Origin of the sequence: Bacillus sp. V33-4 (genome assembly GCF_002860225.1) — a bacterium.
GTDB classification, from domain to species: domain Bacteria; phylum Bacillota; class Bacilli; order Bacillales; family Cytobacillaceae; genus Bacillus_BJ; species Bacillus_BJ canaveralius.
Window position 1 is genome coordinate 1 of sequence record NZ_PGVC01000065.1, and the last position, 17,864, is coordinate 17,864.

Genomic DNA, 17,864 nt, shown 5'->3' on the forward strand with positions numbered 1-17,864 from the left:
GCCACAACGGCATGTTAGGGACTTTCACCCATTAGAGCGAAGCGCTGCCAAGCGCACAAAAGAGCATGGCATTTTAATGCCACACTCTTTTCAGATGATTTGCTATTGAGGATATAATTTAACGCCTGCGATTTCGGTTACGCAAAAAGGTTGGGATATCAAGCGGATCTTCCCCTTGCTGAACAGAAGCGCCTCTTCCTGTTTCTTGCGGTACTTCCTCGCGTTTCTGCTCGCGGTTCGCAGGCTGATGCCCTGGTTTGGCCTGTCCGAAAACAGGGCGGTTCACCGGCTTGGATTTGAGGGATTCCTCACTGAAACCGGTAGCAATTACCGTTACCATAATCTCGTCTTTCAGGTTTTCATTAATGACTGATCCAAAAATCATATTAACGTCCTGATCTGAAGCAGATGCGACAATATCCGCAGCTTCCTGCACTTCAAATAAGCTTAAGTTCGTTCCGCCGGTGATGTTCATCAACACACCTTGAGCACCATCAATTGATGTCTCAAGCAACGGTGATGAGATTGATTTTTTTGCTGCTTCTGCAGCACGGTTTTCCCCTGAGGCAATCCCAATCCCCATCAAGGCAGAACCTTTATTCGACATAATTGTCTTCACGTCAGCAAAATCAAGGTTGATTAAACCCGGAGTAGCGATTAAATCAGAAATACCCTGGACACCCTGGCGGAGAACATTATCTGCGACACGGAATGCTTCAAGCATTGGAGTGCTTTTATCGACCATTTCAAGGAGGCGATCATTAGGAATCACAATAAGAGTGTCAACAGCTTCCTTCATGGCATCAATTCCACCACCCGCTTGATTGGCGCGTTTTCTGCCTTCAAACGTAAACGGCCGTGTAACGACTCCGACTGTTAAAGCACCTAAATCACGGGCAATTCGTGCGATTACTGGAGCGGCGCCTGTACCCGTTCCACCACCCATTCCCGCAGTAACAAAAACCATATCGGCTCCCTTTAACACTTCCTCAATTTGTTCTTTGCTTTCTTCTGCCGCTTTTTTGCCGACTTCAGGATTGGCACCGGCTCCCAATCCGCGCGTTAATTTCGTACCAATTTGCATCTTCACTTCGGCTTTGGAAAGGTTTAAAGCTTGAGCATCCGTGTTCACGGAAATAAACTCAACACCCTGTACACCATGTTCTATCATGCGATTAACAGCGTTGTTTCCACCGCCTCCAACGCCAATTACTTTTATGGTAGCTAGTTGATCTAAATTCGTATCAAACTCCAACATGACAAATCCTCCTAACATTCGTCGTTATTCCCAGATAGCTCGTCCTACTCAAAGAAATAGCCAAGGAATTTCTTGACCCGTGATGTAATTTTTTCTTCCGGTTGCTTTTCAGGCTTTGCTTTTGCCTGAGGCTGTTTTTGAATTCGCTTTTCTTTCATTTCCGGGACCACTGCCTGGCCGCTGTTGTTTCTGCCCTGCAGTCTCGCTGTCTTATATGAAAACTTAATCAATCCGACAGCTGTTGTATATTGCGGTTCACGGACTCCAATGTAATCCGGGATAGCAATTCGGACACGATTCTGCAGTACATCCTGGGCAAGTTCGAGAATACCTTGCATGTTAGCAACTCCGCCGGTTAGTACGAATCCTCCCGGCAGATCCCTGACACCCATTCTCCTAATCTCATTTTGAATGAGTTCTAATATTTCTTCCATTCTAGCTTCTATAATATCAGAAATTTCAAGCTGATTAAATTGCTGATGTTGATCACTGCCGATAATTGGTACACTGAACACTTCATCTTCTGAAGCATGGTCATAAAAAGAATGGCCATGCTTGATTTTAATCATTTCAGCATCCTCGGTTGAGGTTCGTAAACCGATCGACAGATCCTTTGTAATATGGTCACCGCCAACCGCGAGAACACTAGTAGATTTCAAATTGCCGTTTTCGAAAATTGCAATCGTAGTCGATCCGCCGCCGATATCGACGAGCGCAACGCCAAGATTTTTTTCATCCTTGGAAAGAGCAAATGCTCCTGAAGCAAGGGGCTGCAGCGTTATGTCTAAAATCTCAAGCCCGGCCCGTTCAACACAGCGCAGGGTGTTATGTAGGATTGTTTTTGATCCGGTAATAATCGTGCCTTCCATTTCGAGACGGACACCAATCATTCCGCGCGGGTCGTTGATTTCATCGAGCCCATCGACAATAAATTGCTTTGGAATAACATCAATTATTTCCCGTTCAGGCGGAATGGAGACAACCTGTGCTGCCTCGATTACGCGGGTTACATCCTGATCGGAAATTTCCCGATTATCACTTGACACAGCAACAACACCATGGCAAGGCTGAAGCATTACATGGTTTCCGGTTACGCCGACAATGACTTGGCGAATCTCCATACCTACCATTCTTTCAGCTTGTTCAATTGCCCGTTTTATAGAATGAACGGTTTCATCTATATCAATAACAGACCCCTTTTTTAAACCATCAGACTTTACGTTGCCTACACCGATAATATTTAATGCATCATCAACCATTTCACCAATGATCACTTTAGTTGTGGACGTACCGATGTCTAGACTTACATATATCTCATTGCTGTTCATTCTTTGGCACCTCCTTTAAGCAATTCGTAAAATTGAACAACAATCTTAATTAAATTCTGTTTATTTTACAATATCTTATAATTTTATTCGTCACAACAAAAATTTTCCCTTTTTAACCATCAATTTTTTTCGGTTTTTCCCGATTTGCAGACCATTTCGTTAACAATAATCTCCTAATCACCGCAATATTCTGGAACAGCCTGACACCAAAAGCAAAAACAGCTGCCAAATATAAGTCTACACCAAGATGAACCCCCAGAAAAGCTAAACTTGCAGCAAGAATAATATTGAAAAAGAATCCAGACACAAAAACCTTCTCGTCATATATATTTTGGAGATGGGCCCTGATGCCGCCGAATAATGTATCAAGTGCTGCGAGTACTGCAATTGATAAGTAGTTTGAATACTCGTCAGGGATTCGGAAATCCGTCATTAAACCGAGGAAAACCCCGATCACTAATCCCAGTAAAGGAAGCCACATTATCAATCCCCTCCTTTTCCAGGGTCCAATGGTTCCATGTTCCTAACCCGGATAGAATCCTGATAAGCAGGAATGGTCAGCGACTCTACTGGACTGGAGACAGTCATTCTTAAATTATCGATAAAAAAATCGTCTGCAGATTTTGATACTTGCATCCGGTTGAACAACTTCTCAGCCGTCTCGCTATTTGCAACGATGACCTTAACCTCGATCGGCATACTGTTAAGGGGATAACCATCTATTTTTGTTTCCCGGTTAATGTCCCTTATCACTGTTGTATTAATGATTCTTTGCCCGTCAATCGAGATATACTTGGCATCATACATGTTCAACTCGTTAACAAGCCGTTTCAACAGCTCGGGAGAAATATCAGAAGCCAATTCTCCGAGTACTATTTCTTCATAGACAGGTTCGATGGTCAGAACAATTCCCGGGCCGGAAACATCTGTTATTCCGGCTTCCAGCTTCAATTCATCCAGGGTAGTTCGCAGAACCTGCTCCTTGCTTTGACTCCGTTCTGTTTCATATTGGGCAAGCTTTTCCTCATTGGAGCTAATTTCCCGAATCAATCGCGATTGAATTTCCTTCTCCTTCAAAAGATCCTCACGAAGCTGCCATGTATCCCTCGTATCCCGGACAGCCGGTTCTTTGACTGTTTGAAATTGAATCGCGAGCATGAAGCCTACAATTAAAGCGATCACGGTAAAGCTAAGCAATTTTTTGTTGTCCACATTTTTTCACCTGGCCTTCTGACTTTATTAAAAGTGGACATCGTGAAACGACGATTCATTCTATTTGGTCATGCAAGATCAGAATGGTTCAGAAAAGAAAGCCTCTTTTAACTTCCCAGTTTAGGTTCAATCACAATCTGATCCTTTTTCTCAATCGTAAATATAATATTATCATTGACAAGCTGATCCTTTACACCGCCCGTTAAGCTTAGCGCTGAAGACATAATGTCAGGGTCCCCCAATGCTGTAACAACAAAAGGAGCAGGATGCTGATAGCCGTCAATCGTAATCACCGGACCATCACAAAGAATGTAAGAATTATGGGAAAGCCGCTGCCCGTTAATCGCAATTGCAGAGGCTCCGGATATGTATAATTCATTGACAACTTTAAAAACATGATGCTCATGGACAAGATAATTATTGATATTTTCTTCCTCAGGATCATAATCTCCATCAGCCAAAGTGATCTGGACACCTTCTCCCTTAACACCTACTTTGCCAAGGAACATCCGGTATTTTTCGATATCTTCAGCGAGATTGAAAAAGATTTGCGCTTCATTGGAAAGCTGTTGTTCAATCTTAAGAACTTTGGCCTGCTTCTGGTTCAATTCTTCTTGCAGTTCTCTGTTTGTTTCTTCCTGGTCAATGAGCTGCTCCCGGAGATCAAGGGTTCTTTCCCATTGTCTGTCGGTAATCTCAGATGAATTATGTTCATTTTTTGTCAAGTGGTACGAAAATGCAAGCATATATCCAAGCACGAGAAAAACTAATGAAAAAATAACGTGCTTACCTTTCACCTTCATCTTCCTTCATTTCAGCTCCTTCTGAACCATAGCTTTTAAAATAAGAGCCTACTTCCAAATCAATAACTCCCTTTTTTCCCGGCTCAAGCTGGCTGACAATTGAAGGATAATGCACCATTTTTTCTGAAAAACTTCTTAATGTCGCATTCACTTCAAATCCGTCATTCATAAAAAGAGTAATCCGGTATGCATCTGTCTTTGTAGGACTATGGTGTATTTCGGAAATCGCATTCAGCACTTCCTCCGGCAATACTTCCAGCCCATCTATCATCTCTTCGAGGATATCACCTTCCGTAAAACCGCTCAAAACCGGAGCGTTTACTGGAAGCTCGCTTGTTCCTTTTTGTTTTAAAATAAAGCCATTGTCCAGTACCGGGAGATAGCTTGACTCATTTGCTATGTAAGCAATCCTGCTGTGCTCTTTCACATTAATCAACACGGAGTTTGGGATTTGGATAGAAACATCCACAGATTCTATTTCAGGCAGCTCTGTTAACTTACCCTCGACCGACTTCGAATCAACCTTCCAAATATTTGTTTTTGATGATAATTTGCTCAAAGAAATTAATTCTTCCTGTGAATACAGCTCGTTTCCAGAGACGGTGATCTTTTTTACATGACTTAACGGAGACTGAAAATAGACAACACATACAATCAAGGAAAAAAAGAGCATCAACAGAAAGATTAGCCTTCTATTTGCTTTTCTGCGCCTTTGCTGCTTCAGCTTTGGAATACGATCTTCAAGCGAAACAACGTTTCCCTTCCCCATCTCATCACCTCATTTCATGAAACGCAAGCACGGTCTGGCATGCTTGTCCCTCACAGCAAGAAGCACACAGTCGAGATTTAACATAAGTGAAAACAACGGCACGATCCAGCATGCCGTCATTACCGATAAACCCAATATTTTTTTGGTTTCTAAAGAAACATTATAACACAAATACTTTTTCCGGTAAGTCCAATTTCCTGTTACTTTAGGCCGATTATTTCGACTTCCGTTTCCAGACTCACATTATACATATCATAAATAGTATCTTTGACATGTTGAATTAATGCAAGTACATCTTCTGCTGTAGCCCCGCCTGCATTGACAATGAAATTCCCATGCATATCGGAAATTTTTGCTCCGCCGATTGAATGCCCTTTTAATCCGGCATCCTCAATTAGCTGCCCGGCATAGTGCGGAAGCGGATTTCTGAATATACTGCCGGCACAAGGGTAATTCCATGGCTGTGTTTCCTTTCGGTAGTCCTTATTCTTTTGGAGCTGGGCAACAATCTCTTCCCGCTTTCCTTCTGCAAGTCGAAAGACTGCCTCTAACACAATCCCGGGCCGCTTTTTTTGCAGAACGGAAGTCCGATAGGAGAATTCCATTTCCTTAAGATCCAGCCAGCCGACTGTTCCATCTGCAAAGAGAATATGTGCCTTTGTCAATATTTTCGAAATGTCGGAGCCGTGTGCACCCGCATTCATGTAAACGGCCCCGCCGACCGAACCCGGTATGCCAGCGGCAAATTCAAGACCGGTTAAACCCTTCTTGCTTATCGACGCTGCCAGTGCTACTAAAGAAACTCCGGCTCCCGCTGTTACAGTTTCTCCGTCAATATCAAGCCGGCCTAAACCCGAGCCGAGTTTAATGACTGCCCCTTCAATTCCTTGATCAGAAACAAGCAAATTGGAGCCTCTGCCAATTGCACGCCAATCTAATTTGTATTTTCGAATCAGTTCCATCGTTTTCTTTAAGTGCTCAATAGATGCAGGTTCAATGAACAATCCCGCAGGGCCGCCGATTTTGATGGTTGTATGGTTAGCTAAAGGTTCATTTGTTATGACCTTGCCAACATTTAAATCTGTAAGTTCTGTTATTAAATCGGTCATAATTACCTCCCTCTCTTTTTTGTGTGTATTAGTTTATGCGCAAAAAGAAAGCTGGGCTACTTTTGTTTTCGATCGATAATCTCCTGCATGACAGAATACAGCCTTCCTGCCGCATCTGGAATGCCTAATTTTTTGGCCGCGCTTTTCATGTTCGTGAGCTTTTGTTTATCCAATAAAATCGCGTCAATCAGTTTCACCAGTTTTGCCCCGCTTAAATCCTTTTCGAGAAGCAGCTCGGCTGCCCCGTGCTCGCTTAATGAACGGGCATTTTTTTCTTGATGGTTATTGGTGACATACGGGCTCGGAATAAGAATGCTCGGGATACCAAGTGAGGTTAATTCCGCGAGTGTTGTAGCGCCGGCTCTTGCGACAGTTAAATCAATGCCTGAAAGCACTTCCGGCATGTTATGGATAAATGGCTTAATGATGACATTCTCAGGGCTGCCGACCAGCTCTACTTCTTTTTTTACTTCTTCATAATGAGCTTCCCCCGTCACATAGAGAACCTGGTAATTCTTCTCGCCAAGCTCTGCCAGCGACTTTAAGACAGCTTCATTGAGCGGCCTGGCGCCGCGGCTTCCGCCGAATATCAATACAGCCGGAACATTTATTTTTAAACCTGTTGAAAGCCGGCCTTTAATCCCATCCTGCCCCAGTACTTCGGACGCTCGCGGATTTCCGGTTAAAATCACCTTTTCTTCCGGAAAGAAGGCTTTTGCGTCTTCAAAACAAACAGCAACTTTGTCCACATAGCGGCTTAAAAATTTGTTCGTTAAGCCTGGAACACTGTTTTGTTCGTGGATCAAAGCAGGAATTTTAAGTTTTGCTGCCGCGTAAACAACAGGACCGCATACATAACCGCCGGTGCCGATCACCACATCCGGTTTAAATTGCTTTAAGATTCGCTTGCTGTCCCTGACGCCCTTCCAAAAACGGATCAATGTTTTAATGTTTTCCAGGGAGATTTTTCGTTGAAAACCAGTTATATGTATCGATTTAAAAGGAATATTTTCTTTTGGGACAATCTTACTTTCCAGCCCTTGTTCCGTGCCTATATATAAAAATTTCGCCTGTTCGTTTCTCTTTTCTATTTCCCTGATGAGAGCCAAGGCCGGGTAGATATGGCCACCGGTTCCCCCACCGCTAACTGCTATTCTCATTTTTTCACCCCGCAGATAGACCAAAATTCTTCTATCCTCTTTTTAGTTTGTTGTTTCTAAGCTGATTTTGCACTTCACCGCTATTCCCCATTCTACTATATTGTAAACTTTGATGAGAACCGAAAAAAGAATGTTATCTAAATTTCATCAAACAGAAATATACCGTTTACGGAGACAGTATAGCGTCGGCAAAGTAAAGCAACCTTGCCGGCGTCGATGGCAAGGTTGCTGTAATAGGCAGGCAGGAGTATCAATTTAGTAGCGGGCATGCCTGCTGATATTCAATAGAACCCCGATTGCCATCAGCATGAGCGTTAATGATGAGCCTCCATAGCTTAAGAAGGGAAGCGTTATTCCCGTAACTGGCATCAAACCAGTTACGACCCCAATATTGATCATCACTTGAATTGCAATCATTGCGATAATGCCGAGGGCAAGAAAGCTTCCGTAAAGGTCGGGCGCTCCTAAAGAAATCCTAATTCCTCTCCATAATAGAAGCGAGAATAACAAAAGTACAAATGAACCGCCAATGAATCCAAGTTCCTCTGCTAAAATGGCAAAAATAAAATCGGTTTGTGGTTCCGGCAAATAAAAGAATTTTTGCCTGCTTTCACCGAGGCCAAGGCCGAATAATCCGCCAGGACCGATCGCATACAGTGACTGAATGATTTGAAACCCCGTTCCCCGCGGGTCTGCCCAAGGATCGAGAAACGATGTGATCCGCTGCATTCGATATGGTGCAGAGAGGACCAAGCCGACAAATCCAGCAACACCGATCAGGCCGAGCCCAATAAAATGGCTAATTCGTGCCCCGGCAATAAAAATCATCACAACACATGTTCCAACCATGACGGTGCCTGTCCCTAAATCGGGCTGGAGCATGATCAGGGCGAATGCCGTAAACACGAGTGATAACGAAGGAACGAGCCCTTTTTTAAAAGAAGTAATCAGCTTTTGCCGCTCAGAAAGGAACTTGGCAAGAAAGACAATCATCGCCAGCTTCATAAACTCTGAGGGCTGTATTGAAAACGCGCCTACCCCGATCCAGCTTCGCGAACCATTTCGTTCGTTGCCGATACCAGGTATTAACACAACCAGCAGGAGCACAAAGCAGATAATAATAATCACCTTTGCCCATGTTTTCCACGCCCAGTAATCAATGTTCATGATAAAGAACATTGCGATGATGCCAACGCCAGCAAAAAGCATTTGCCGTTTCGCAAAGAAAAAAGAATCTTTGAAGCGAAAATCCGCCTGAACAGCGCTTGAACTGTATACCATGATCAGTCCGACTGCAAGCAAAGTAAAGGTAACGATTATTAAAATTAGGTCGGGAGTTGTTTTTTTAGACGGCAATGCTATGCACCTCGACTGCAAGTTTTGAGCCTGTATGTACTATTGATAGCATTCCCTGGAATCGCCATGCAGAAATCGGGCCATTCCGGCAGGGACAAGCTCTTATTTAAGCTTATGCACTGCGTTTATAAAAATGTCTCCCCTGACTTCAAAAGTTTTGTATTGATCCCAGCTGGCACATGCAGGTGACAAGAGGATGACATCGCCTGGAGCGGAAAGCCCGTAAGCGACGGGAACTGCTTTTTCCACATTATCGACACCCTCGATTATTTTTATTCCTGCAGCCCGGCCGGCCTCTTGTAATTTTCCCGACGTCTCACCAAAAGTAATCAATGCTTTCACATTGGTTAAATAAGGGACAATCTCTGCAAAACCATTGCCGCGATCAAGTCCGCCGGCAAGAAGAATGACCGGGGCTTCAAAAGCGGATAATGCCTTTGACGCGGCAAGAATATTTGTTGCTTTAGAATCGTTAAAAAAGGATCTGCCGTTGATTGACTCGACAAATTGGAGCCGATGCTTAACGCCGGTAAATATGGTGAGCACCTGCCTGATCGCTTTATGATCAACACTTGAAAGCTTGGCTGCTGCAACAGCAGCGAGGATGTTTTCAAGGTTATGGCTGCCTGGCAGTGCAATGTCTTCGACCGCCATTATCTCTTCGCCTTTAAAGTAAATAAAGCCATCTTTCACATATGCACCATTTGCAAGTTGTTTCTCGATAGAAAATGGAACAAGTGAAGCTTTCGTCTCCAAAGCAATAGCAGCAGTCTTTTCCTGGTCAGCGTTGTATATAAAATAATCTTCTTTGGTTTGATTTCGGGCAATATTCGCCTTTGCCTGCTCATATTCTTCCCTTGTGCCATGATAATCAAGATGGGCATCATAGATGTTAGTCAAAATCGATATTTTCGGCTTAAAAGTATCAATGCCCATGAGTTGGAACGAAGAGAGTTCAATCACAATCGTTTGATTGTCTGTAGCCTTCTGGGCAACACCCGAAGCTACAGTTCCAATATTTCCTGCGATTAATGGAGATTTTTTTCCAGCCTCCAGCATTTCAAACACCAGTGTAGTCGTCGTGGTTTTGCCATTCGTACCGGTAATGCCAATAAATGGTGCTTCAGAAATTTGGTAGGCAAGCTCCACTTCTGTGATAACCGGTATTCCTCTTTCAATGGCGCCGCTTATCATTGGATTGCGATAAGGAATGCCGGGATTTTTAACAATTAATTCAAAGCCTTCATCGAGCAGTTCAATTGGATGGTCGCCACAGATTACTTTGATGCCCTGTTCTAGAAGTCCTTGTGCTTCCGGATTTTCAGATAACGGCTTATAATCATTGACAGTGACGAATGCACCGAGCTTATGCAAGAGCGACGCTGCACTGACACCGCTTTTTGCCAGCCCCAAAACCAATATTTTTTTATGGACATATTGTTTAATTTGCTTCAATTACAACCACACCTCTATATAGATTCCCAGTACCGCAAATAAAAGACCGACCGCCCAGAAAGTGACTACTACCCGCCATTCCGACCATCCGATTAGTTCGTAATGGTGATGAAGAGGACTCATCCGGAAGATTCTTTTACCTGTAGTCTTAAAGGAAATTACTTGCAAAATAACAGATAAAGTTTCAATAACAAAAACTCCGCCGATCACGATCAAAATGATTTCCAGCTTTGTTACGATGGCCAGAGCGGCAATCGCTCCCCCCAATGCGAGAGAACCTGTATCCCCCATAAAAACCTTGGCGGGATGGGCATTAAAGACTAGGAAGCCAAGCACTGCGCCGACGACAGCTACGGAAAAAATCGCCGCCTCAAATTGCGACTGGTTCCATGCCAATACAGCAAACGCTCCAAATGCGATAGCGGTGCTGCCCGAAACGAGCCCATCCAGTCCATCAGTTAGATTTACCGCATTTGAAAAACCAACCATCCAAAAAATAATAAATAGAATATAAAACACACCAAGCTCAATCGAAAAATCAAAATAAGGAATATTTACCGCGGTTGAAAAATCGTTTTGTTTTAAAATGAAATAGAAAACAGCCGATATGATAATTTGTCCAAGCAGTTTTTGCTTCGATGTCAGCCCTAAATTTCTTTTCATGACGACTTTAATAAAATCATCAAGAAAACCAAGGAGGCCGAAGCCAAGCATAACAAGCAGAAACAGGTAAGTTTCAACCGTCGCCCCTGAAAACTTATTCGTCATCACCAGCGTTGTAACGGTAACGGCTACCAATATCATAATCCCGCCCATTGTTGGTGTTCCGGATTTCTTTTGGTGTGACTGTGGGCCCTCTTCGCGAATGCTTTGTCCAAATTTCAACCTTCTTAAGAAGGGGATAAAAATTGGCGACAGCAACACTGTGATTAGAAAGCCCATCAGTATTGTGAAAAAAATAACTTGCTCGAGCATTTTATCCCCTCCTCCCCCGGTTCCCGACTTGGAACGATGGATCGAAACGCTGAGCCATCACAGCTATATCATATGTAGCTCCATTTTCATTAAGAAGCTTTTTATCTGAAAAAAGAATTTTAATCATATAATCATAGTATCCTCTCTCTAAACCTTTAGTGGCTGATTTGCGTTGGTGCAGAACTCAGCCGTGTTGCCGCTCCTCTATCGCTTCTCTGGCAGCAACCCGATCATCGAAATCAAATACTTCGTTGCCGATTTGTTGATAGGTTTCATGGCCTTTGCCGGCTATTAAAATGACATCACCTTCACGGGCCATTGAAACTGCATGCCTGATCGCTTCTTTTCTATCTATGATAGCCAAATATTGCTCACCGCTAACACCTATTTCCATTTCTTTGATAATGTCGGCGGGGTTTTCACTTCTCGGGTTGTCGGAGGTGAAAATCGCGTCTGTCGCATAACGGCAGGCAATTTGCGCCATAAGCGGCCTTTTTGTCCGATCTCGGTCTCCACCGCAGCCAACGACGACAAAAATTCTGTTCTTGGCAAATTGTTTTACAGTCTTCAAGACATTTTCAAGGCTGTCAGGTGTATGGGCGTAATCAACAATGACAGCGTAATTTTGCCCGGCATCCACCGGTTCAAAACGTCCTGCCACTCCGTTTACTTGCTCCACAGATTGAATAGCACTGTCAATGTCTATTTCCGACACAAGCGCTGCCGAAATGCTTGCCAGTACATTATAAACACTGAACTTACCGATCAGCTGCAACGATACTTTCCTGATGCCAAGCGGGGTTACTAAATCAAACTCTGTCCCGCCTGAGGTCATTCTCAAATTGACAGCCTGGATGTCGGCCTGATGGTCAATCCCGTATGTAACGACGTGGGCGGCGGTTGAGCTAATATATTCAACCGATGCCGGATCATCGGCATTCAATACGGCAAACTTTGGATGATCATGGTTAAATGAGTTTCCCAGCTGGGCAAAAAGCAATCCTTTCGCCCTCCGGTATTCTTCCATCGTTTTATGGTAATCAAGATGATCCTGGGAAAGGTTCGTAAATACGGCGACATTATAATCGGTACCGTGGACTCTTCCATACACCAATGCGTGTGAAGATACTTCCATTACAGCTGTTTCGACCCCTTCGTCGACCATCTTCCGAAATGTGCGCTGAAGTGTGAGGCTTTCAGGTGTTGTATTCTTCACATCGAATGTTTTGCTGCCAATTTTTGTATACATCGTCCCGATCAGCCCGGTCTTTTTTCCTGAGTCTGCGAAAATTTTCTCGATCAGGTGGCTTGTTGTCGTTTTTCCGTTTGTTCCTGTAATCCCGACCAGATGCAGCTTCTTGCTTGGCTGCCCGTAAAAAGCATCGGCCAGCACAGCCATTGCCCGATATGTATCCTTTACAACAATAACTGGAACGTTTAAATGCAGCTCCCTTTCAGCAAGAATCGCCACCGCTCCATTTTTTACGGCAGATTCCGCAAAGTCATGGCCGTCAAAGGTAAAGCCGTTGATACAGATAAATAAACTTCCCTTCTCAACCTTGCGATTATCATTATGAATAGACGTAATTTCCGGATTTTCCCCCGAAAACTGAACAAAAGGGCGTAAATGCCCGATCAATGTGTGTAATTTCATATTTTCCTATCCTCTCATAAAAAGAGCCTTTCAGCATGGAACGATTCCGAAATACAGCAAAGTTCCCTTTCCAATCAAAAATTATTTAATATGGCGGTTATTATTTTACATGAAAAGCAGCAATTAAGCCATGCATCTTTAAAATTTCCAACATAAATCTAATGTTTTGACCATGGTCTGCCGGTCCAACCGATAATGCGGTTTGCCGCTGCTAAATCTGAGTGCGCTTAAGTAATTTTGTGTTCCGCTCGTAAAATCGTTAAGCTTACTCTCTCATAACTGTAAACTCCGAGCATAAGCTAATAAAATCTGCAGGCTCAACAAGAACATAACGAAGTGTTCAGCGGCATAGCAGAAATTAAATTCACCAGTTATGCTGGAATAAGAAACAGGCGGCGCTATTACACAGGCCGCCTCTCTCGGTTAATTATTCTTTGTCATTAAAGTAAAGGCGGATCGTCGAGCCTTCTTTTAATTTTACACCCGGCTGCGGGGTTTGTTTGGAAACAATATCCCCTTCGCCGCTTGCATCAATCTTCAAATTTAAAAACAGTTCGCCAAGATCTTTTTTGGAAAAACCGACTAGATCCGGCACTTCAATCATCGGGACGTCTTCCCAGGTCCGCTTCTTCTCAATTTGGTCTTTCCTCGGCTCCACTCCGAGCGCACGCAAGCTGTCCCCCATGATGCTTCCAACAATCGGCGCGGCAACTCTGCCGCCAAATTGAATCGTTCCTTTCGGATTGTCGACTGCGACATAAACAACCAGCTGAGGATCATCCGCAGGGGCGAAACCGATAAAAGAAACAACGTGATTATTTTGTAAATATCTTCCGTCCTTCGCTTTTTGGGCTGTACCCGTCTTCCCGCCAACTCTGTAGCCATCGACAAACGCTTTGCCGCCGGTTCCCTGTGCTACTACGCTTTCAAGAGCATGCCTGATCTTCGCAGATGTTTCTGGCGAAATCACCTTTCGTTTCGCTACCGGTGCATTCTTCATGACAATTTCCCCGGTCAATGGGTCAATGAGTTCTTTGGCAATATAGGGTTTATAGAGGGTCCCGCCATTGACGGCAGCTGCAATTGCAGCAACCTGCTGGATCGGGGTCACGGAAACACCCTGGCCGAATGCGGTTGTAGCTAGTTCAACAGGGCCAACACGATCAAGATTAAAGAGGATGCCCTTTCCTTCTCCTTGCAGATCAATGCCTGTCTTTTCACCAAAACCGAAGTTGCGAATATATGAAAAAAGCTTTTCCTTGCCAAGCCGCTCTCCCAGCGCTACAAAACCGGGGTTACATGAATTTTGAACGACCTCAAGAAACGTTTGCGAACCGTGGCCGCCCCGTTTCCAGCATCTCAGCCGCGCTCCGCCGACTCTCACAAAACCGGGATCGTGAAAATGGTCTTTTTCGAGGTCAACCTTTCCTTCCTCAATCGCGGCCGCAAGCGTGATGATTTTAAACGTTGAACCCGGTTCATACGTACTCCAGACAGGCAAATTGCGGTTGTAGATTTCCGGGGCTACATTCTGGAAATTGGCAGGGTCAAAATCAGGCCTGCTTGCCATAGCGAGGATCTCTCCTGTATTGGGGTTCATCGCGATCGCGACCATTCCGTCTGGTTGGTAAGCAGCTTCCGCAATATCGAGCTCTCTTTCAACGATCGATTGCACCTTTGATGCAATCGTTAATTTTAAATCGAGACCATTGAGAGGCGGCTCATAATCATCACCCATATCCTTCATGCGCCTGCCTTTTGCATCGGAGTAAAATTTCACTGCTCCCTTTTGGCCTGTCAGCTCTTTATCATAATAAAGTTCGAGTCCCGTTAACCCTTGATTATCAATCCCGGCAAAGCCAAGCACATGAGATAAATATGCCCCAAACGGGTAGTGGCGCTTCGAGTCCTCACCAATATAAACACCTTCTAAATTAAGTGCTCTGATTTCTTTAGCTTTTTCGTGGGATATTTTTCTTCCTCCCTTAAGCCTTACAATTCTTTCAACAACCGTAATTTGTTTATATATATTTTCTTTATTCTGATTCAATGCAGCAGCAAGCTTTTCTGCTGTCATTGCAGGATCATTTAACTGCCTTGGTACAACAAAAACAGTCGGTGCGCTCATATTGGTAGCCAGTTCGACTCCATTTCTATCAACTATTTCACCGCGCTCCGGCTCAAAATCAATGTTCCTGCTCCATAAACTCCTAGCTTTATCCGTCAACATGTCCCCCATGAAAAATTGAACATAACCGAGACGGATGTCGATAATCAAGAAAATCAAGATCCCTGACAGCAGTGCAACCGTCAGCCTTTTGCGCACGGTCACATTTGATACCCGCATATTTGAACGAACCTCCTTTTAGTCCTGTTTAAATAAAGGGACTAAACTGACAGCCAGTTTAATCCCCTGTTAAACCGATTCGTGTAACAAAACGTAAAGTTCTGTTTCAACGTTATGGCTCGTTCATTTATATGCTTGTACCATTGTGTTTAGAACGGTTGCTAGAGTGCAGATCAGTCTTGCACATTTCCTTCAGTTTCTGCTTGTTCGCCTGTTTGATCCGGCTGTCCAGCTTCATTTGATTCCACAGCTTCTGTTGACTTAGCGGGTTCCCCGGCTTTTTCTGCTTTGTTAAGCTGCTCGGGGGTTTCAAGGTGGACGATTAAATATTCCCCTTCAGCAAGAGCGGCATCAGCCGGCAGACTTTGCTCGGCCACATATCCGTTACCCGTTACATTGAGCTTCAGATTGGCCAGTTTCGCAAAGCTCATCACATCGCGGCGCGACCAGCCTCTCATGTCTGGAACCGAAAGCTCGCCATCGGTACGAATAAATACCCGCTCTCCTGCAAGAATATTGGCTCCTTTTTTGGGAAGCTGGGCTGTTACATTTGTACCCTTACCGACTGTTACAATGTCAAAGCCGTTTGTTTTTAATTTTTCCTGCGCATTGGCCACGTTCGTATTGAGGAGATCCGGCATTTTGCTGACAGCTGTTTCTTTTTGTGTAACAGGTTCAATGTTTAGATATTGCAAGCTGCTTTTCATTACTGGTTTAAAAATTTCCGAAACAGGTTTCGAACCTTCAAAGTAAGTGGCTACTTCTGGCTGCTGAACCGCTACGTACATGATCAATTCTGGATCATCCGTTGGAGCCATTCCCAAAAATGAAAAAATATAGTCTTGCTTACCTTTCAAGTACCCACCCGAACCGGAAATCTCGGCAGTTCCCGTTTTCCCAGCGACGTCGTAGCCGTCAATTTGATAGCGCTCGTGACCTGTACCTTTTTCAGATGTGATCACCGTTTCGAGAATTTCTCTTACTTCTTTTGCTGTCTCAGCAGAGATCGGCTCACCGGTTACCTCCGGTTGGGAATCCTCTATTACCTTACCTGTCTCAGAGTCCACGATTCTGTCGATGACATGGGGTTTGAGCATTTTTCCGTCATTGGCAACCGCAATTGCAGCCTGAATTTGCTGAATCGGCGTGATTGCTGTTCCCTGTCCATACGCTGTCGTAATCTTATCAATCGGGTAAGTATAAACGATTTTACTTGATACTTCGTTTGGCAAGTCAATACCGGTTGGCTTGTCCAAGCCAAACTTCGTCAAGTATTCGCGATATCTATCAAACCCGAGCTGCTCTGCAGCGATTTTTGCAAACGCAACGTTTGATGACCGCTGGACCCCCTCCAGGTAGGTAATTCTTCCCCAGCCATGACCATTATGATCACCAATCTCCGCTGAGTTTTCTGTAACTTTGTATCTTCCTGACTGATAGTCAGCATTACCATTAAAAACATTTTCCTGCACGGCCGCAGCAAGCGTAAAAATCTTCATCGTCGAACCAGGTTCAAACGAAGTTTCAATCGCTTCGTTATACCATGATTTTTCGAGTCCTTCTCTTGTTTTGGGATGGAAGGTCGGACGCTGCGCCATCGCCAAAATTTCGCCAGTTTTTGGATCTGCTACAATCGCAATGATTTTCTTTGGCTTATATTCTTTGTCGACCTTACTGATCGCATCCTCTAAAAATGTTTGAATCTTTTTATCCAGTGTTAAATAAACATCTTTGCCATCTTTAGCAGGTTTAATTTGTTCCTTGCCATCAGGGAGTAAAAAACCCCATCTGTCCCCCTGATAATGAATAATTCCAGGTTTCCCTCGCAGAATAGTATCAAGCTGTTGTTCTAAGCCCAGCTTTCCAACTGAGGAAACTGCCCCGTTTTCATTTTCCTGTTTTTCAACAAAACCGATTACATGGGAAGAGAAGACACCGTTTGGATAAAAGCGCTTCATATCTCTCATAAAAATGATCCCGGGCAATTTCAACGCTTCGATCTGTTCCTTCTTATCATGCGAGATATCACTGCCCGCTTTGCCAAACTCAACCTGGAACATACCTTCTTTTGTCAGCTGTTTATATATTTCCGCCTCGCTAACATCAATAAACTTTGACAGTTCTCTCGCCGTTTTTTTCGGGTCTACCACATGCTTTGGTTTTTTTGGGTCGGTCGTCATTGAGTCATTCAAAATCGCTGCCAAAGTATAGGAAGTCGTATCTTCCGCGATCGTCTCACCGGTGCGGTCATAAATAGTTCCGCGCCTTGCGTCCAACTCTTTTTCTTTTGTATGTTTTAGCTCCGCTCTGGCCGCAAGCGCCTGCCCCCCAACTTCACCGGTCCATTGAATGGAAACAAACCTATATATTAAGACAAAAAAGAGCAAGCTGAATATTATAAATAATCCCGCTGCTCCTGCATTCATATTAGGCTGCTT

At 44.0% G+C, this 17,864-nt stretch carries 14 protein-coding genes; all 14 read right to left on the bottom strand.

From position 1 onward, the window contains the following. Window positions 1-118: 118 nt before the first annotated feature. The 14 genes from ftsZ to CVD23_RS19890 all read right to left on the bottom strand — a co-directional run bounded on the left by ftsZ (window position 119) and on the right by CVD23_RS19890 (window position 17,852). A complete protein-coding gene (gene ftsZ / locus CVD23_RS19825; protein ID WP_101666963.1) occupies window positions 119-1,258 on the bottom strand; it encodes a cell division protein FtsZ in 1,140 nt (379 codons plus the stop codon). Window positions 1,259-1,302: 44 nt separating this feature from the next. Beyond that, window positions 1,303-2,586, bottom strand: a complete 1,284-nt coding sequence (ftsA, locus tag CVD23_RS19830; RefSeq protein ID WP_101576533.1) for a cell division protein FtsA — start codon at window positions 2,584-2,586, stop codon at window positions 1,303-1,305. 112 nt (window positions 2,587-2,698) lie between these two features. Then, window positions 2,699-3,067 carry a small basic family protein gene (locus CVD23_RS19835; protein WP_101576532.1) on the bottom strand — a complete coding sequence of 123 codons (369 nt, stop codon included), beginning with the start codon at window positions 3,065-3,067 and terminating at the stop codon, window positions 2,699-2,701. A gap of 2 nt (window positions 3,068-3,069) precedes the next feature. Then, on the bottom strand, window positions 3,070-3,798 hold the full coding sequence (locus tag CVD23_RS19840; protein WP_101576531.1) for a DUF881 domain-containing protein: 729 nt from the start codon (window positions 3,796-3,798) through the stop codon (window positions 3,070-3,072). Between the two features lie 107 nt (window positions 3,799-3,905). Further along, window positions 3,906-4,601, bottom strand: coding sequence for a DUF881 domain-containing protein (locus tag CVD23_RS19845; protein ID WP_101666964.1), 696 nt, complete (start codon window positions 4,599-4,601; stop codon window positions 3,906-3,908). Beyond that, a complete protein-coding gene (locus CVD23_RS19850) occupies window positions 4,585-5,370 on the bottom strand; it encodes a cell division protein FtsQ/DivIB (protein ID WP_101666965.1) in 786 nt (261 codons plus the stop codon). The genes CVD23_RS19845 and CVD23_RS19850 overlap by 17 nt, the downstream gene beginning before the upstream one ends. A gap of 200 nt (window positions 5,371-5,570) precedes the next feature. Beyond that, a complete protein-coding gene (gene murB / locus CVD23_RS19855) occupies window positions 5,571-6,479 on the bottom strand; it encodes a UDP-N-acetylmuramate dehydrogenase (RefSeq protein ID WP_101576528.1) in 909 nt (302 codons plus the stop codon). Window positions 6,480-6,535: 56 nt separating this feature from the next. After that, the gene (gene murG, locus CVD23_RS19860; RefSeq protein ID WP_101666979.1) at window positions 6,536-7,639 is read right to left on the bottom strand and encodes an undecaprenyldiphospho-muramoylpentapeptide beta-N-acetylglucosaminyltransferase; all 1,104 of its coding nucleotides are present in this window, start codon (window positions 7,637-7,639) and stop codon (window positions 6,536-6,538) included. A 255-nt stretch (window positions 7,640-7,894) separates the two neighbouring features. After that, window positions 7,895-8,995, bottom strand: a complete 1,101-nt coding sequence (gene spoVE / locus CVD23_RS19865) for a stage V sporulation protein E (protein ID WP_101666966.1) — start codon at window positions 8,993-8,995, stop codon at window positions 7,895-7,897. A gap of 102 nt (window positions 8,996-9,097) precedes the next feature. Continuing rightward, window positions 9,098-10,450 carry a UDP-N-acetylmuramoyl-L-alanine--D-glutamate ligase gene (gene murD, locus CVD23_RS19870; protein WP_101666967.1) on the bottom strand — a complete coding sequence of 451 codons (1,353 nt, stop codon included), beginning with the start codon at window positions 10,448-10,450 and terminating at the stop codon, window positions 9,098-9,100. Beyond that, complete coding sequence (gene mraY / locus CVD23_RS19875) at window positions 10,451-11,425, bottom strand: phospho-N-acetylmuramoyl-pentapeptide-transferase (protein WP_101666968.1); 975 nt, start codon at window positions 11,423-11,425, stop codon at window positions 10,451-10,453. 184 nt (window positions 11,426-11,609) lie between these two features. Then, window positions 11,610-13,079 (bottom strand): UDP-N-acetylmuramoyl-L-alanyl-D-glutamate--2,6-diaminopimelate ligase, encoded by a 1,470-nt coding sequence (locus CVD23_RS19880; RefSeq protein ID WP_101666969.1) that lies wholly within the window; start codon window positions 13,077-13,079, stop codon window positions 11,610-11,612. A 427-nt stretch (window positions 13,080-13,506) separates the two neighbouring features. Further along, the gene (locus tag CVD23_RS19885) at window positions 13,507-15,426 is read right to left on the bottom strand and encodes a stage V sporulation protein D (protein ID WP_101576523.1); all 1,920 of its coding nucleotides are present in this window, start codon (window positions 15,424-15,426) and stop codon (window positions 13,507-13,509) included. Window positions 15,427-15,599: 173 nt separating this feature from the next. After that, window positions 15,600-17,852 (bottom strand): penicillin-binding protein, encoded by a 2,253-nt coding sequence (locus tag CVD23_RS19890; protein WP_257988613.1) that lies wholly within the window; start codon window positions 17,850-17,852, stop codon window positions 15,600-15,602. Between the last annotated feature and the right edge of the window lie 12 nt (window positions 17,853-17,864).

Bases quoted from the DNA above. Each gene is read 5' to 3' on its own strand.
- ftsZ (WP_101666963.1), bottom strand. From the start codon at position 1,258: ATGTTGGAGTTTGATACGAATTTAGATCAACTAGCTACCATAAAAGTA.
- ftsA (WP_101576533.1), bottom strand. From the start codon at position 2,586: ATGAACAGCAATGAGATATATGTAAGTCTAGACATCGGTACGTCCACA.
- CVD23_RS19835 (WP_101576532.1), bottom strand. From the start codon at position 3,067: ATGTGGCTTCCTTTACTGGGATTAGTGATCGGGGTTTTCCTCGGTTTA.
- CVD23_RS19845 (WP_101666964.1), bottom strand. From the start codon at position 4,601: ATGAAGGTGAAAGGTAAGCACGTTATTTTTTCATTAGTTTTTCTCGTG.
- CVD23_RS19850 (WP_101666965.1), bottom strand. From the start codon at position 5,370: ATGGGGAAGGGAAACGTTGTTTCGCTTGAAGATCGTATTCCAAAGCTG.
- murB (WP_101576528.1), bottom strand. From the start codon at position 6,479: ATGACCGATTTAATAACAGAACTTACAGATTTAAATGTTGGCAAGGTC.
- murG (WP_101666979.1), bottom strand. From the start codon at position 7,639: ATGAGAATAGCAGTTAGCGGTGGGGGAACCGGTGGCCATATCTACCCG.
- mraY (WP_101666968.1), bottom strand. From the start codon at position 11,425: ATGCTCGAGCAAGTTATTTTTTTCACAATACTGATGGGCTTTCTAATC.
- CVD23_RS19880 (WP_101666969.1), bottom strand. From the start codon at position 13,079: ATGAAATTACACACATTGATCGGGCATTTACGCCCTTTTGTTCAGTTT.
- CVD23_RS19885 (WP_101576523.1), bottom strand. From the start codon at position 15,426: ATGCGGGTATCAAATGTGACCGTGCGCAAAAGGCTGACGGTTGCACTG.
- CVD23_RS19890 (WP_257988613.1), bottom strand. From the start codon at position 17,852: ATGAATGCAGGAGCAGCGGGATTATTTATAATATTCAGCTTGCTCTTT.